15 protein-coding genes are annotated in these 16167 nt (G+C 65.6%); 6 read left to right on the forward strand and 9 right to left on the reverse strand.

Going from position 1 to position 16167, the window contains the following annotated elements:
• Positions 1-199: 199 nt before the first annotated feature.
• The 5 genes from K226_RS0100190 to K226_RS0100210 form a co-directional block, all read right to left on the reverse strand.
• Complete coding sequence (locus K226_RS0100190; RefSeq protein ID WP_024812855.1) at positions 200-736, reverse strand: hypothetical protein; 537 nt, start codon at positions 734-736, stop codon at positions 200-202.
• 103 nt (positions 737-839) lie between these two features.
• A complete protein-coding gene (gene tldD / locus K226_RS0100195) occupies positions 840-2324 on the reverse strand; it encodes a metalloprotease TldD (RefSeq protein WP_024812856.1) in 1485 nt (494 codons plus the stop codon).
• Between the two features lie 85 nt (positions 2325-2409).
• Positions 2410-2745 carry a YegP family protein gene (locus tag K226_RS0100200; protein WP_024812857.1) on the reverse strand — a complete coding sequence of 112 codons (336 nt, stop codon included), beginning with the start codon at positions 2743-2745 and terminating at the stop codon, positions 2410-2412.
• Positions 2746-2857: 112 nt separating this feature from the next.
• Positions 2858-4030 carry a rod shape-determining protein RodA gene (gene rodA, locus K226_RS0100205; RefSeq protein ID WP_024812858.1) on the reverse strand — a complete coding sequence of 391 codons (1173 nt, stop codon included), beginning with the start codon at positions 4028-4030 and terminating at the stop codon, positions 2858-2860.
• Between the two features lie 57 nt (positions 4031-4087).
• Positions 4088-6526 carry a serine/threonine protein kinase gene (locus K226_RS0100210; RefSeq protein ID WP_024812859.1) on the reverse strand — a complete coding sequence of 813 codons (2439 nt, stop codon included), beginning with the start codon at positions 6524-6526 and terminating at the stop codon, positions 4088-4090.
• A gap of 117 nt (positions 6527-6643) precedes the next feature.
• On the opposite strand from K226_RS0100210, the gene K226_RS0100215 reads away from it, so the two are divergent.
• Positions 6644-7228, forward strand: a complete 585-nt coding sequence (locus tag K226_RS0100215) for a YqiA/YcfP family alpha/beta fold hydrolase (RefSeq protein WP_024812860.1) — start codon at positions 6644-6646, stop codon at positions 7226-7228.
• A gap of 9 nt (positions 7229-7237) precedes the next feature.
• Here the strand turns inward: K226_RS0100215 and K226_RS0100220 are convergent, their stop codons facing one another.
• Complete coding sequence (locus tag K226_RS0100220; RefSeq protein WP_024812861.1) at positions 7238-8851, reverse strand: Wzy polymerase domain-containing protein; 1614 nt, start codon at positions 8849-8851, stop codon at positions 7238-7240.
• A gap of 176 nt (positions 8852-9027) precedes the next feature.
• On the opposite strand from K226_RS0100220, the gene K226_RS0100225 reads away from it, so the two are divergent.
• The 4 genes from K226_RS0100225 (at position 9028) to K226_RS0100240 (ending at position 13653) form a co-directional block, all read left to right on the forward strand.
• On the forward strand, positions 9028-11100 hold the full coding sequence (locus K226_RS0100225) for a ribonuclease catalytic domain-containing protein (protein WP_024812862.1): 2073 nt from the start codon (positions 9028-9030) through the stop codon (positions 11098-11100).
• A complete protein-coding gene (locus K226_RS0100230) occupies positions 11097-11981 on the forward strand; it encodes an energy transducer TonB (protein WP_024812863.1) in 885 nt (294 codons plus the stop codon). Before K226_RS0100225 ends, K226_RS0100230 begins: the two co-directional genes overlap by 4 nt.
• An 87-nt stretch (positions 11982-12068) precedes the next feature.
• On the forward strand, positions 12069-12905 hold the full coding sequence (gene aroE, locus K226_RS0100235) for a shikimate dehydrogenase (RefSeq protein ID WP_024812864.1): 837 nt from the start codon (positions 12069-12071) through the stop codon (positions 12903-12905).
• 13 nt (positions 12906-12918) lie between these two features.
• Positions 12919-13653: a transglycosylase domain-containing protein gene (locus tag K226_RS0100240; RefSeq protein WP_024812865.1), complete on the forward strand. Its 735-nt coding sequence runs from the start codon at positions 12919-12921 to the stop codon at positions 13651-13653.
• A 97-nt stretch (positions 13654-13750) separates the two neighbouring features.
• Here the strand turns inward: K226_RS0100240 and K226_RS0100245 are convergent, their stop codons facing one another.
• Entirely contained in the window at positions 13751-14227 is a 477-nt protein-coding gene (locus K226_RS0100245; protein WP_024812866.1) for a reverse transcriptase-like protein, read from the reverse strand.
• A 53-nt stretch (positions 14228-14280) separates the two neighbouring features.
• Complete coding sequence (locus tag K226_RS0100250) at positions 14281-14529, reverse strand: DUF3297 family protein (protein ID WP_024812867.1); 249 nt, start codon at positions 14527-14529, stop codon at positions 14281-14283.
• A gap of 296 nt (positions 14530-14825) precedes the next feature.
• Here K226_RS0100250 and ruvC point away from each other — a divergent pair, with 296 nt between their 5' ends.
• Complete coding sequence (gene ruvC / locus K226_RS0100255; protein WP_024812868.1) at positions 14826-15374, forward strand: crossover junction endodeoxyribonuclease RuvC; 549 nt, start codon at positions 14826-14828, stop codon at positions 15372-15374.
• Between the two features lie 210 nt (positions 15375-15584).
• On the opposite strand, the gene K226_RS0100260 is transcribed toward ruvC, so the two are convergent.
• Positions 15585-16070, reverse strand: a complete 486-nt coding sequence (locus K226_RS0100260; protein WP_024812869.1) for a CZB domain-containing protein — start codon at positions 16068-16070, stop codon at positions 15585-15587.
• Between the last annotated feature and the right edge of the window lie 97 nt (positions 16071-16167).

Consider the following 16167-nt stretch of genomic DNA (forward strand, 5'->3'; position numbering starts at 1 on the left):
GGTTGGTATGGGGAGGTTTGTGGGCTTGCGCGCTGTCCTCTCATCCGCCGGGGACTGAGATCCAAAACCAAAAATAAAACGCGCTGCGTACTTGCATGTGAATCAATGTAGCACAGTGTTTGTCGCAGCGCAGCAAGCCCGGGGCATTGTGGCGCGGCGGCAACTGTGCGCGTGGACTGCAAAAACTGGCGACAGTCAGCTATCGCCGCAGGCGCCCAAACCAGGCCCGCACCCGCTGCCAGCCCGACAGCCGCTGTGGCAATGCATCGGGCAAATCGCTTTGCGGACCACTGTCGTGCTCGTACATGTCGATGAGCAGCAATGCTTCACCCAGCGTGCGCCAGGCGAGCAGCTCAAACTGGCGAAAGCAGGCGCTCTCGCGCGCGCTGTGGCGCTCCAGCTCCTGCTGCCATGCGGCGACGGCGTCACGCAACTCCCGCAGCGCGCGCTGGTAAGCGCCAAACTCGTACAACGCATGCCAAGCAGAGCCCAAACCCGTGAGGAAAAGCTGGTGCTCGCGTGCGCACTGGGCCAGTTCCACCACGCGGCGGGTGATGGCACCGGCATCGGCGCCGGATCGGCGCAGGCGCGTCGCCTCCTCAATGTGCATCGACAGCGCCCCCAGGCTGTCCCGCAACTGGCGGGAATCCTCGTCCGCCACGCCTTCACGCAGAAAACGGCTGATATCGCCAAATGACTGGAGTGTTTGCTGCAAACTGGAAAGCGACGCAGGCATGGTGTGATTGTGCGCCCGCCTCTTCAGGCTGTCGCCCCCCGCGTGGCCCGCCGGGTGCCACGATGTGCCCAGGCAACCACCCGCGGCGCCGCCCGCGTGGGCTTCAGGCCGTACCGCCGACCGTCAGCCCGTCGATGCGCAGCGTGGGCTGGCCCACGCCCACAGGCACGCTCTGGCCTTCCTTGCCGCAGGTGCCCACGCCGCTATCGAGCTTCATGTCGTTGCCGATCATGCTGACGCGCTTGAGGCAATCGGGACCGCTGCCCACAATGGTCGCGCCCTTGACGGGGTAGAGAATTTTGCCGTTTTCCACCCAGTAGGCCTCGCTGGCCGAAAAAACGAATTTGCCGGACGTGATGTCCACCTGCCCGCCGCCAAAGTTGGTGGCATACAGGCCCTTCTTGATGCTGGCCACGATTTCCTGGGGGTCCTTGTCGCCGCCCAGCATGTAGGTGTTGGTCATGCGCGGCATGGGAATGTGGGCATAGCTCTCACGCCGACCGTTGCCGGTGGGTGCCACACCCATCAGGCGCGCGTTGAGCGAATCCTGGATGTAGCCCTTCAAGATGCCGTCCTCGATCAGCACATTGCGCTGGCTGGCGTGGCCCTCGTCGTCCACGTTGAGCGATCCACGGCGGTCGGCGATGGTGCCGTCGTCCAGCACCGTCACGCCCTTGGCCGCCACGCGCTGGCCGATGCGGCCGCTGAATGCGCTCGAGCCCTTGCGGTTGAAGTCGCCTTCCAGCCCGTGGCCAATGGCTTCGTGCAGCAGGATGCCGGGCCAGCCGGGGCCCAGAACCACCGTCATCTCGCCCGCTGGCGCGGGGCGCGACTCCAGATTGACCAGGGCCGCGTTCACCGCCTCGTCCACATACTGGGCAATTTGCTCGGCATCGAAATACGCCAGACCAAAGCGACCGCCGCCACCGGCCGAGCCCATTTCACGGCGACCGTTTTGCTCAGCGATCACGGTAACGGACAGCCGCACCAGCGGCCGCACATCTGCCGCCAGCGTGCCGTCGGCACGGGCTACCAGCACCACGTCGTATTCGCTCGCCAGGCCAGCCATGACCTGGGCCACGCGCGGGTCCTTGGCGCGAGCACGCTGCTCCACCTGCATCAGCAGGGCGACCTTGGCCGTGCTGTCCAGCGTGGAGATGGGGTCCACGCCAGGATAGAGGCTGCGACCGTTAGCTATTTTTTTAGGAGCTACTCGCGCACGACCTGCCTGGGCTACAGATGAAATCGACCGTACAGTTCGCGCCGCGTCAAGCAACGAGGCTTCGGAGATGTCGTCGGAATAGGCAAACGCCGTCTTTTCGCCGCTGACGGCGCGCACCCCTACGCCCTGGTCAATCGAGAACGAACCCGTCTTGACGATGCCCTCTTCGAGGCTCCAGCCTTCACTGCGGGTGTATTGGAAATACAGGTCGGCGTCGTCGACCTGGTGGGTGCGAATTTCCGCCAGCGCACGCGCCAGATGACTTTCGTCCAGACCAAAAGGCGTCAGGAGCAACTGGCGAGCAACGTCAATGCGTTGCAGGGTGGGCGCGCGCTGGGGCGCGGCAGAGGGGGAGCGTGAGGACATGCGGCCATTTTAGGCGCGCCGCCCTGCCCCAGGCGGAGCTGGGGCGCATACCCACGCGGCGCGCCACCCCACCCCTGCGGCGAAATCAAGCCGTCTGATCGTCTGTCACCGCCCCGGGGGCGTTGCTCTTGACCGATTCGATGCCGTCATCCCGGGCCTTTTCGCCCGAGAACATCTGGCTTTGGCCAATGACCTGACCGTTGCCTGCCTTGAGCGTGTAATAGGGCGATCCATCCTTGGCGCTCAGCCGCCCATAGCGGCCATCGTCGGGAGCGTTTTTCTTGACGGATTCAATGCCATTGAGCGCGCTGGCCTTGGAGTCGTAGAGTTCGCTGGTCAAAATGACCTTCCCGTTGTCAGCCAGCAGATTGAAGACGAACTTGTCGTTTTTGGATTTTTTCAGCTCAAACCTAGACGCCATGGGAAGTACCTCCGGATAAATGCCAAAACACAGTTGGCACCCGGGTTGTAACCCGCAAGCCCCCATCGCGCAAGATGGATGCGGGTAAACGGGCAAACGATGGAGGCGGCGGTCAAAGCGCCGGCCGCGCGTCCTTGGGATCGAGGTGCTGGGCCCGCGCCACCGACATCAGAATGCCCAGCGCCAGCCCCAGCGTGACCATGGCCGTGCCGCCATAGCTGATGAACGGCAGCGGCACGCCCACCACAGGCAAGATTCCGCTGACCATGCCCATGTTCACAAAGGCATAGGTGAAAAAGATCATCGACACCGCTCCCGCCATGAGCCGCCCGAACAAGGTCGTTGCGCCCACGGCAATCGCCAGCCCACGCCACACCAGCAGCAAAAAGCATACGATCAAGAACAGGTTGCCAGCAAGGCCAAACTCTTCCGAAAAGGCCGCAAAGATGAAGTCGGTGGTGCGCTCGGGAATGAATTCGAGATGGGTCTGCGTCCCCGCCATGAACCCCTTGCCAAAAATGCCACCCGAGCCAATGGCAATCATGCCCTGGATGATGTGAAACCCCTTGCCCAGCGGGTCCCGCGATGGATCGAGCAACGTGCAGATGCGCTGCTGCTGGTAGTCATGCAGGATAGACCAGCGCACGCCTTCGGCACACAGTTGGGGCTCCAGCGACACCAGCAGCAAGATGCCCACGGCGCCCAGCAACACCGGTGGCAGCACCAGCTTCCAGGACAGGCCGGCAAAAAAGATCACCGACAGGCCCGCCGCCAGCACCAGCAGCGAGGTGCCAAGGTCGGGTTGCTTCATGATCAGGCCCACGGGAATGGCCAGCAGCAACCCCGCAGCGGCAAAATCCAGCGGCCGCAGTTGCCCCTCACGCTTCTGGAACCACCAGGCCAGCATCAGGGGCATGGCGATCTTGAGGATCTCGCTGGGCTGGATGACAATGCCCAGGTTGATCCAGCGCTGGGCCCCTTTTTTGGTAATGCCAAACAGGGCCACCGCCACCAGCAGCGCCACCCCCGCGGCATACAGGGGCACGGCAAAGACCATGAGCTTTTGGGGCGGCACCTGGGCCACCACGAAAAGAATGGAGCCGGCAATCAGCATGTTGCGCGCATGGTCGGCAAAACGCGAACCATGGTCGTATCCCGATGAATACATGGCCAGCAGCCCGGCGCTGGCCAGCACGGCCACCACCAGGACGAGCGGCCAGTCAAACCCATGAAACAGGGGCACGAAACGCTGGGCGATAGAGGGCTTGTCAAAAACGGCGGCCATGGCGCAATTATCGGGCCCGGCCGGCCAGCCGGGCACATCCGGCGCGCACAGGCCGCATCAGCCTGCCTGGCGAAAGGCCATGACGGCCTGGTTGCGCAGGGTGCGCAGCAACCCCAGCACCTTGTCATCCACCACGATGCCCCCGGGCGCTGACTGGTCGGCATAGATCAGGGCGAACGGTTGTCCCTTGATCTGCAGGGGCAGCAACAGGAAAGCCGGTGCATTGATGCCCTGCACATACCACTGCGGCAGGCGCGCCTGCATACGCGCCTGCGTGGCGTCGTTGATCAGGGTGTCGGCACCACGCACGCAGACCGCTGCAAACAGGTCGCCGGGCGTTTTCAGTGGCACCTTCATGGCGCGCACGGCGCTTTCACTGTCTTCGCCGAGGCCGAAGCGCCCCGTCAGCAGGTCGGTGCGTGCCTCGCGCAGGCAAAAAACCATGCGCCGGAAACCCAGGGCACGGAACATGGTTTCCAAGATCATGCGCAGCACGTCATTGAGCTGGAAGTTCTCCACCATGGCGTTGGTGATGTCCTGGATGCCCGCCGCCAGCACTTCGTTGACCTGGGCCACCGACACCGTGCCTGCGGCCTGCGACTCCAGCACGGCGGGCAGGGGCTGCGGCTCAGCAGCGCGCAACTCCAGCAGGGCCAGCGCGTCTTGCGGCACGGCGGCATCTGCCTGGGGCGTCGGCAGCGTCAGCAGCCGGGCCGCTGCGGAGCCCGGCGCCACCTGCAGATCCAGCGCCTGGGCCAGCGACACCAACTTGTGGCGCGCGCGCAGGGTGGCCTCGGCAATAGCCTCGGGCGAGAGCGCCAGGGTGCGCGCATAGCGTGCGGCGGTCTGCTGCAGCCGGTCCTCCGTCTGCGCATCACCGCTGTGCAGCAGCGTGCTGGCCACCTCGTTGGCCGCCATGGCCACCCAGCGCAGACGCTCCACACCCTGCTCGGCCGAGCGCATCGGGGGTGCCCCCATGGGCTTGCGCATGCAGCGCTGAAGGCTTTCGGGCAGCCCCCACACCCGCGCCACGCCAGCACCAAGGTCTTCAAAACCCAAGCCCAGCACCTGCACGGCGGCCGATTCCTCACCGCCTTGCAGCCGCCCCGCCGCCACCACACTGCGCACCTGCTGCGCTTCCTCAGGGAAATAGAACTCACACAACATGCGCCCCAGGTTCTGGAACATGGCGCCAATGAAGGCTTCCTCAGCCACCTGCCCCGGGCTGCACAACTCGGCCGCGACGGAACCCGCCATCATGGCGCGCAGGAATTCCTCGCGCATCTGGCTGGCATGTGCCTTGTCTTCCATGTGGTCCAGCAGCACCAGGCTGAGCGCCATGTTGCGCACCGCATTGAACCCCACCAGGCTGACAGCGCGCGACACCGTGCTGATCGTGCCGCGGCTGGCGTGCGCATAGTGCACGCTGTTGACCAGGCGCAGCAGCTTGTTGGTCAGCGCCACATCCTTGAGGATCTCGTGCGTCAGGTCGCTGATGCTGTCGTCTTCGGAATTGGCCACCCGCTGGATGCGGGCCACCGAGTCCGAGAGCGCAGGAAAATCGCTTTTGTGGCGCATGCGCCGCAGCAAAAAATCGAGGGTGGCATTGCTGGCGGCAGTGGGGGCGCTGACGGGTGCCGCCCAGCCGCGCAAGGCGTCGCGAAAATCCCCGGCCGTGGCATACCGCGCCCCCGGGCTGCGTGCCAGAGCGCGCTGCACTACGGCGCGCAAGGCGCCATCCACTCCCGGGCCCAGGTCGTCCGGCAGGGTCGCAAATTCGTTGGCGCTGCGGTACAGCGCCTGCCAGGCATCTTGACGGGGCATCAAGGGGTGGCCCGTGAGCAGCTCCACCAGCACGAGCGCGGCCGAATACACATCCATCGCGGGCGACGGTGCAGCGCCCCCGGCGGACTCGGGCGCCAGATAGGACGGCGTGCCGACAACCCCTTGCGCGCTGGCCGCGGCCTGCACGGGCGCTGCCGTTCCAAAGTCCATCACCCGCGCATGGCGCTGGTTGTCCACCATGACATTCGACGGCTTCAGATTCCCGTGCACGATACCGGACGCATGGGCAGCCTGCAGGCCTTCCAGCACATCCACCATCAGCGCCACGGCCTCGTGGGGAGCGCACCGTCCCTGCTGCGCCAGGTGTTCTGCCAGGGTGCGGCCCGGCACATACTCGAACACGATGTAGGGCTGGAGCCCCTGCACGTCTACTTCGAGCACCGGCACGATGAAGGGATGGGTCAGCGCCGCCACATGGCGCGCCTCGCGCAGCCACTGATCCAGCGCTGAAGCATCCTCGGGCTGCACCGCAGGCATGAGCTTGATAGCCACCTGGCGCTGCAGACGCGGGTCAAAGGCCAGCCACACGCTGGTCTGGGCGCCCCGCCCAAGCTCGCGCAGCAGTTCAAAACGGCCCAGCGCAGGGGGCGGCTTGTCCCCTGCCCCCAATACCAGGCGTTTGGCGGTGGAAAGCGGGGCAAAATCAGACATGGTGTGCGCAGGCGAACTGGGCGCCGCACGGCGTGGCACCCCAAGGCACCCATCTTATGCTGGCGTCACGCCCGCCAAAGGCAGTAATAGCCCTGCCCCCACCCCACCGAAATCGCCATGACCACCACGCACCTGCTGTACCTGCACGGCTTTCGCTCTTCCCCCCAGTCGGCCAAGGCACGCCGGATGGCAGCTTACGTAGCGCAGCACCATCCTGCGGTGCACTGGTGGTGCCCCCAGTTGCCGCCCTCGCCCCGCGCCGCCATGGACCTGGTGGCTCAAGGCATTGCCACCTGGCCACGGGCCACCATGGCCGTGGTGGGCTCGTCGCTCGGGGGGTTCTATGCCAGCTGGGTCGCGCGCCACACGGGCTGCCCGAGTGTTCTGCTCAATCCCGCTGTCCACCCCGCGCGGGATCTTGCGCGCCATATTGGAGAGCAAACGGCGTGGCATGACCCGGCCGAGCGTTTTTTCTTTCTGCCCGAATACATTGCCGAACTGCAGGCGCTGTCCGCAGAGCACACCCTGCCCGTGGGCCGCGAAATGGCCATCATCGCCAAGGGCGACGAGGTGCTCGACTGGCAGGAAATGGTGGCACGCTACCCTGCCGCCCAGCAGACGCTGCTGGAAGGCGGCGACCATGCACTCAGTGACTTCGAAGACCACCTGCCAGCCGTAGCGCAGTTTCTGCAACTGGCATAGGCCAAAGGTTCATTGCGGCGTTGACGAGGCGAGGCGCTGGGCGCGCGCCCAGCGCGCATGGTCCTCGGGGTAGGCCACGCGGTAGCGCCGTAGCTGGAACGCCACCTCATCGTCCCGCCCCAGCAGCAGCGCGCTTTCTATCAGTTTCTCGATCACGCGGGGTTCGGGTGAAAAATGCAGCAACTCCGTGGCCAGCGTATGGACCTGCGACGCATTCTCGCGCGTCAGCGCGGTGGTGGTCAGCAGCGCAAAATCCACATGGTCGGTGAACAACGGGGTGCCGGACACCTTGGCCAGGGTCTCCCCCTGGTAAGACGGCGCCCGAAATGCCATGGGTCGGTAGAGCTGGCTGACGCGGTAGTAGTCCCAGGCAATGCCTGCACCCACCACGCCTGCGGTCACCCAGACCACCGCAGCACCGCTCAAAAGTGCCGGCGAACGCACCCAGCCCAGCAGCGCCCGCCGACATAAAAGGGCCAGCGCCAGCACCGTGACCAGCTGAAAAGGGCCGTACCACAGGGGAAACTCCACCATGCTGTGCAAGCCGATGATGGCCAGCGCCCCCCAGGCCAGCTGACGCACCGCATCCGTCTCCTGCCACGGCCGGGCACGCACCACCCATGCCACCACGGCGCCGCATGCCACGGCGGCCACCGGCAGGCCCAGTTCTACGGCCAGATGCAGCGGCAGGTTGTGGGCGTTGTCCAGCAGCACCGAAAAGCGATCGCCCGGAAACAGGGTGATGTAGTGCGCATAGTCCAGCTCCCCCCAGCCCCAGCCCGTCCAGGGCTTCTGGGCAATCAGATACAGCACGTTGGCCCATAGCTCCCGCCGGCTGCCCATGGACTGCGGATCGCTCGCGAGCCGGGCAAACACCCCATCGGTGGTAAAGCCCGTCCAGTCCAGCAAGAGGGCTGGCAGCATCCAGCCTGCCAGGGCATAAAGCAACAGCCCGATCACCGCCAGCCCCACGGCCAGGCGCCCACTGGTGCCACGCCAGAGCACCAGGAGCACAATCATCAGCACCCACTGTAGCGCCCCCGTGCGCGATGCCGTGGCCGCGCTGCCCGCTGCCAGCAGCGTGAGCGCCCACACCAGCAGCAGGCCCACCAGCCAGGACGGCCATGCACGGCCCCCACCCAGCAAGGCACGCTGCAGGGGCGTTGCCGACGCTCCACTTTCGGCGCCCATGCGCGCCTGCATCTGCACCACCAGCCACAGCAGGGCCCACACGCCCAGGCTCATCAACGATGCCTGCTGGTTGCGCTGGCGCAGGTTGCCGATGGCCTGCCCCGGCTCGGAAGGCTGCACCCAGGGCGCCAGTCCGGGGTCGCCCAGAAAATACTGCAACAACCCAACCACCCCCCCCAGCAGGGCCGCCAACAGCAGGCCCACGGCCAGCTGCGATGCCACAAAAACACGGCCGTCGGCCGCAAGGGCCGCACCCGGCAAGCGGCGCAACCGCCAGGCCCGGCACACCACCACCAGCGCCAGCACAGCGCCGCAAGCCCACGCAGCCACCAACGGCCAGAAATTGGACGAGGGAGGGTGGGAATACGAAAAAAGAAACGGCAAGGCCACTGCCAGCAGGGTCAGCGGTGCAGCAATGGCATCCAGACGCATGTCAATACAACCAGGGCACGGTGGAAAGCCACGGATCATAGGTGCACACCCGGTCATCGCCCTCAGAACCTGCACACCTTCGCACCCTGGTGCGTGGGCTGCACCGCGCCGCACACCTGAGCAGGTCCGGGCGCACCAATAATCCGCCCCGCCGCGCCCATGGGAGAATGCCGCCCATGCACGCATTGTTTGAAGAAGCCGGCAAATTCATGGCCGGTCGCATCCTGTCCGAAGCTGAAAGCTCGGCCCAAGTCGAGCTCGATTCGGGCAAGCGGGTCAAGGTCAAGGCCGCGAACCTCCTGTTGAAATTTGAGAAGCCCGCGCCGTCGGAGCTGATGGCCCAGGCGCAGGCGCTTGCCCAGACCATCGAGCTGCCGCTGGCCTGGGAATTCGCCCCCGAGGACGATTTCGGTTTTGCCGACCTCGCCCGCGACTATTTTTCGGACAACGCCACGCTGACCCAGCAGGCCGGTGCGCTGTTGGCCCTGCACGAGGCGCCGCACTACTTTCGCCGCGCCGGCAAGGGCCGCTTCAAGAAGGCGCCCGCCGAAATCCTGCAACAGGCGCTGGCCGCCATTGAGAAAAAGAAACTGATCGTGCAGCAGATCGCCGATTGGGCCGAGGCACTGGGTCGTGGCGAATGCCCGCAACCCATCCGCGAGCAGCTCTACAAGATACTGTTCCGCCCCGACAAGAACGCGCCTGAGTACAAGGCCGTGGTCGAGGCCAGCCGCGCCACGCACCTGGCGCCGCTCGATCTGCTGCAAAAGGCGGGCGCCATCGATTCGGCCTACCAGTTCCACTGGAAGCGCTTTCTGCTCGACAACTTCCCCAAAGGCACGGGTTTCCCGCAACTGGCAGCGCCGCAGCCGCCCGAAGACCTGCCACTGGCCCCGGTGCAGGCCTACTCCATCGACGACTCGCAGACCACCGAAATCGACGATGCCCTGTCGGTGCAGGGCCTGGGCACGGGCAGCGTGGTGCTGGGCATCCACATTGCCGCCCCCGGCCTGGCCATCGTGCCGGGCACACCGCTGGACCAGTTGGGCCGCAGCCGCCTGTCCACCGTCTACATGCCGGGCTACAAGATCACCATGCTCCCCGACGAGGTGGTGCAGATCTACACGCTGGACGAAGGCCGCGCCAACCCGGCGGTGTCGCTGTATGTCACGGTGAACGAAGCCACGCTGGAGATCACCGGCACCGAAACCAGGCTGGAGCGCGTGCCCGTGGTGGCCAACCTGCGCCACGACCAGCTCGACCACATCGTCACCGAAGCCTGGCTGACCGACCCATCCATTCAGATAGAAAACACCCCGCAGCGCTTGCTGGATGTGCGCGATCAGCTATCATTTTTGCACCGCCTGGCCAAAAGTCTCAAGGCCCAGCGTGAAGTGGTGCGCGGCAAGCCCGAAAACTTCAACCGGCCCGACTACAACTTCCGCCTGGTGGGGAACGACAAGGCCGAACCCAACGGCTCGGAAACCGTGCAGATCACCACGCGCCAGCGCGGCGCACCGCTCGACCTGATCGTGGCCGAGGCCGCCATCGTGGCCAACAGCACCTGGGGCAGCTGGATGGCCGAGCTGGGCGTGCCCGGCATCTACCGCAGCCAGGCCAGCATGGCGCCGGGCGTGAAGGTGCGCATGGGCACCAAAGCGCTGCCGCACGCCGGCATTGGCGTGAAAAGCTATTCGTGGGCCACCTCGCCCCTTCGCCGCTATGTCGATCTGGTGAACCAGTGGCAGATCATTGCCTGCGTGCGCAATGGCAAGACGGCGGCCCTGGCGGCCCCCTTCAAGCCCAAGGACGCCGAGCTGTTCTCCATCATCAGCAGCTTTGACGCGGCCTACAGCGCCTACAACGGCTACCAGGCCGGCATGGAGCGCTTCTGGACGCTCAAATACGTGGAGCAGAACGGCATCACTGAGCTCAACGCCACCGTGTTCAAGGAAGGCCCGGGCGGCAGCTTTCTGGTGCGGGCGGACGAACTCCCGCTGGTGTTTCCCGTGCTGGGCGCGCAAAACCTGCCGCGTGGCGCGCGCCTGAAGGTCAAGCTGGGCGAGGTGGATGAAATCACGCTGGACCTGCACGGCACCGTGATCGATCGCCTGGACGATCCCGACGACAGCAGCGACGACGGCCCGGTAGAAGATGCCGAGGACGACGAAGCCGTGGCCGGCCCCATCGCCATCGCCGTCGATGTAAACGAGGCCGACACCGCCAGCCCCGAAAATCCAGCCCCGTGAAACCCCAGCCATTCCTCTCCCGCTTCACCACGCTGCAGCTCACGCTGGGCATTTCGGTGGCGCTGCACGCAGCGCTGCTGTCGGTGCGTTTTATCGACCCCGAAGGCTTCAACCGCGTGTTCCAGGACACTCCGCTCGAAGTCATCCTGGTCAACGCCAAGTCCAGCGAGCGGCCCGACAAGGCCCAGGCCATTGCCCAGGCCAACATGGCCGGGGGTGGCGAGGCCGACAAGGGCCGGGCCACCAGCCCCCTGCCTTACTCGGCCCTCACGGCGGTGGGAGACGATTTCGAAGAGTCGCAGCGTCGGCTGGATTCTCTGCAAGAGCAGCAAAACCAGTTGCTGGCGCAGTTGCGCAAGCAGCTGGCCAGCCTGCCCGAGCCCGATCTGCGCAAGCCCAGCCAAAGCGGCAGCCAGGTCTCCGAAGAAGAAAAACGCCGCCAGCTCGTGAAGCTGCTGGCCGAGATTGAAAAGCGCATCAACCAAGAAAATGCGCGCCCCAAGAAGCGCTACATCAGCCCCGCCACACGCGAAGAGGCATATGCCGTTTATTACTCGGCCCTGCGCAGCAAGGTGGAGGACAAGGGCACCGAAAACTTCCCCGAGCAAGGCGGCCGCAAGCTGTATGGCGAGTTGACGATGATTGTGACCGTCAACCACGATGGGCGCGTTCTGGGCACCGAGATCGTGCAAGGCTCGGGCAACCGCGCGCTGGACCGGCAGGCCGAGGCCATTGCCCGGGCCGCTGGCCCGTTCGGGCACTTCAATGCCGAGATGCGCCGCCAGGCCGACCAGATTGCCATGGTGGCGCGCTTCAAGTTCACGCGTGACCAGACCCTCGAAACCAATCTCGAAGCCAACCCCGAAGGCCGCAGCCCCTGAGGAACGGCCTCCGACGGCCTCCGGCAGTCAGTGGCGCGCCAGACAACAACGCGCCCTGTCCGCACCCACCCCTTCACACCGCGTTCCATGAGTTCTTCCGCTGACCTGTATTGCGTGATGGGCAACCCGGTGGCGCACAGCCGCTCGCCCGCCATCCACGCCCGTTTTGCCGAGCTGACCGGCGAGCACCTGGTGTACGAACGCTGCCTGCTGCCCATCGACGGCTTTGCCCAGGGCGTGCGCGACTTCATCGCACGCGGCGGGCGCGGCTGCAACGTTACCGTGCCCTTCAAGATCGAAGCCGCCGCCCTGGCCACGCAACGCAGCGAACGCGTGCAGTTGGCGGGCGCCGCCAACACCCTGGTGTTTGCGCCCGACGGCATCCACGCCGACAACACCGACGGCCTGGGCCTGGTGGCCGACATCACGCGCAACGCCGGTCTGGCACTGGCCGGGCGCGACGTGCTGCTGGTGGGCGCCGGTGGTGCCGCCGCCGGCGTGCTGGGCCCCCTGCTGCAGGCGGGCGTGCGCCACATCACCGTGGCCAACCGTACGCTGGCCCGGGCCCAGGCACTGGTGCAGGCCCATGCCTGCCTTGCATCGCTACAAAAAGCAGAGCTACTTGCGCTTACGCCACAAGCGCTAGAGGCCAATTTCGACCTCATCATCAATGCCACCGCCAGCAGCTTGGCGGGAGACGCCGTTCCTGTGCCCGCCCATGTGCTGCGCACCGGCAGCATGGCCTACGACATGATGTATGGCCCGGCGGCGCAAGGCTTTCTTGACTGGGCGCGCCAGCACGGCGCCGTTCCCCGCGACGGCCTGGGCATGCTGGTGGAGCAGGCCGCCGAGGCGTTTGCCCTGTGGCGCGGCGTGCGCCCGCCATCGGCGCAAGTGCTCAAAGAACTGCAGGCCACGGTGTGAGCGGGTCACCACCATGAAAGCTCTACTGCGCTGGCTGGGCCTGGTGGTCATTGCCGTGGTGGCCCTGCAGCTGTTCTTTGTGGCGCGCATCGCAGCGATGGCCGTGGTCGCCCCGGAATCCACTGCCTTTCAGCGTTCCGAAATCTGGACGCAGCTGGCCAGCAAGGGGCAGGTGCGCTGGCGCCAGCAGTGGATGCCCTACACCCAGATTTCAGACCACCTCAAGCGCGCCGTGATTGCCTCGGAAGACGACAGTTTCGTCAACCACGACGGCGTGGACTGGAACGCCATCGAAAAAGCCTGGGAACGCAACGCCCAGGCCGAGGCGCAAATCGCCAAGGCCCAGGCCCGGGCGCCCGACAAGCCCGTGCGCGCACCCAAGATCCGTGGCGGCTCCACCATCACGCAGCAACTGGCCAAGAACCTGCTGCTCTCGGGCGAGCGCACACTGCTGCGCAAGGGCCAGGAGTTTGTGCTGGCATTGCTGCTGGAGCAACTGCTCAGCAAGCAGCGCATCCTGGAGATCTACCTCAACAGTGTGGAATGGGGCGACGGGGTGTTTGGCGCCGAGGCCGCAGCCCAGCATTACTTCAAGAAGCCGGCCGCACGCCTGTCACCGCAAGAGGCCGCACGCCTGGCCGTCATGCTGCCCGCGCCCAAGCGCTTCGAAAAGACGCCAGGCTCGGCCTACCTGGCGGGGCGCACGCGCACCATCGTGGCCCGCATGGGCAGCGCAGAGTTGCCCTGAAAAGGCGTAAAGGCAAGCGCCAGCACCGACGACTCACCGCAAGTGCAGTGCGCCCCAACCGGAGCGCCCCGTGGGCCCGGGGTGGCGCAACCGGTGCCTATTTCTTGCTTTTGCGCCGCTTGCCGAAAGCCTCGGCGGGCGGCTTGGGTGCGCACCCCAGCGCAGCGCGGGCCAGGGCATCGGCCTCTGCATTGCGGTGGCGCGGAATCCACTGCAGGCTCACCGCCGCAAACGACTGCAGTTGCGTGCGCGCCTCATCGAACAGGTCTTGCAGCCGCGCAATCGGCGCCACCGGCGTGCCGCCGAGCTGCTCCACCAAAATGCTGCTATCGCTGTACACCATTAGCGCGCTGGCGCCGCGCTCCCGCAACGCCCCCAGGGCCAACAGCAGGGCACGCAGCTCGGCCTCGTTGTTGCAACCGGTGGTGTGGGTTGCCTGCGCCAGCGTGTGGCAGGTGCCGTCGGGCGCGCAAAGCACCACGCCCAGCCCCATGCGGCCGGGGTTGGGCATGGCACTGCCGTCGCAGTAGATGATCCAGGGGCTGACCGGGGTGGATTCGGCCACCGGATGCATCGCGCGGGCCGCACCGTCCACGCCACCGGCAGGTGCCGTGGCGGGCATCGCCATCAACGGTAAAACGCTTCCACCTTGCCCTTGAGCTTGATCAGCAGCGGCTTGCCCTTGCGATCCAGCGTCTTGCCTGCGGGCACCTTGACCCAGCCTTCGCTGATGCAGTACTCCTCGACGTCGAAACGGTCCTTGTCGTTCAGGCGGATGCCGATGTCGTGCTCGAAAACGGCAGCCACATGGTGCGGGCTGCGCGGGTCGATGGACAGGTGGTCGGGCAGCGGGGGAGCGGTATGGGCTTCGGTCATGAAAATCTTTGCGAAATGAATGCAGGAAACCGCTGATTTTCACGGATTTGACCGGGCCTGGTCCGGGGTGACTCAATGCGGCGGCAGTTTTGGCATGCCAGCATGCAGGTCGGCACGGCGCCGGGGCGGGTTCGGCACCTGCCCCTATCATCGCCTTCACGCTGGCCCTGTGCGATACATGTCTGAGGGCCGGCCCTGCGGTTGAGTCGCTGCCGGGCGCCGCCACACTGTTTTATAGACAAAATGGGCTGTAGCGCTTATCCATCAAGCGCAATCAGCTACTAATTTAATAGCACATGAGAATTCTGGGAATTGACCCCGGCCTGCAGACCACGGGCTTTGGCCTGATCGATGTGGACGGCCACCGGCTGAGCTATGTGGCCAGCGGCACCATCCGCACCACCGCGCTGGCCCTGGGCGACCTGCCCGGCCGGCTGAAAGTGCTGTTCGACGGCATCAGCGAGGTGGCGGCGCGCTACCAGCCCGACGTGGCCACCGTCGAGATCGTCTTCGTCAACGTCAACCCCCAGTCCACCCTGCTGCTGGGCCAGGCGCGCGGCGCCGCCATTACCGCCCTGGTGGCCAGCAACCTGCCCGTGGCCGAATACACCGCGCTGCAGATGAAAAAGGCCGTGGTCGGCCATGGCCGCGCCGCCAAAAACCAGGTGCAGGAGATGGTGCGCCGCCTGCTGCAGCTGCCGGGCCTGCCCGGCACCGACGCCGCCGATGCGCTGGGCATGGCCATCACGCACGCGCATGCCGGCGCGGCCATGGCCCGGCTCGGTGAAGCCGCCACGCTGCAGCGGCGCCAGCACGCGATGTACAAGGGCGGGCGCAGCTACTGAACAGGCCCCTGCCGCAGCCCGGGGCGTTGTACTCCTGCGGCAAGCAGGCCATCGCCACAGCCCTCGGCACAGTGGCACGGCACAGCCCTGCCAGACATTGCCAGCCTCCAGACGAACCGCAGGAGCAGATCCTGCCTTGCCTGAACCATCCGTCGCCCGCTGCAACACCGACGCCGCCGTTGAGGGGGCCATGGCACCTGACGACAAGGCTTATTGCCCCATCCCGCGCTTGAGTTCTTTGAGCAGCAACAGCACCTGGTTGGAGGCATGGCGGCAGCGGCCGTTGAGCAGCTGAAGGGCCTGGGCCTGGTCTCCCGCCTGAAAGCAGGTGATGACGGCGGCAGCCTGCTGGTGAAAATAGCGATGGCGCGCCACCAGCATGCCAAACGCCGGGTAATGCCCCAGCCGTTCCTGGCCGGAACCGTTGAGCCACCGGCCCAGGTCGCAGCGGTCGTCCTGGCAAATGTGCTCGGGGCGCATGACCTCGCTGGAGCGGCCGTGCACCATGTCCTGCAACTGCAAACGCCAGCCTTCGTGGCTGATGATCGCCGCGTCGATGTCGATTTCGGTCATCAGCATGGAGGCGTACTCCTCATCCAGCACCAGTTCGCTGCCGTTGTCTTCCACGGCCCAGGTGGTTTCGGGGCTGGAGGAATCCTGCTCACGAATCCTGAAAAATCGACTGAAAAAACCCATGTTTCCCCCAATGCAAGGTGTCCGCCACACATCGCGCCAGGTTCGGCGGCAATGGATTTGAAACATTTTGTTTGCCCGCCGGTGTTTTGGCTACCAA

Origin of the sequence: Acidovorax sp. JHL-3 (assembly GCF_000526295.1) — a bacterium.
GTDB lineage: Bacteria > Pseudomonadota > Gammaproteobacteria > Burkholderiales > Burkholderiaceae_C > Acidovorax > Acidovorax defluvii.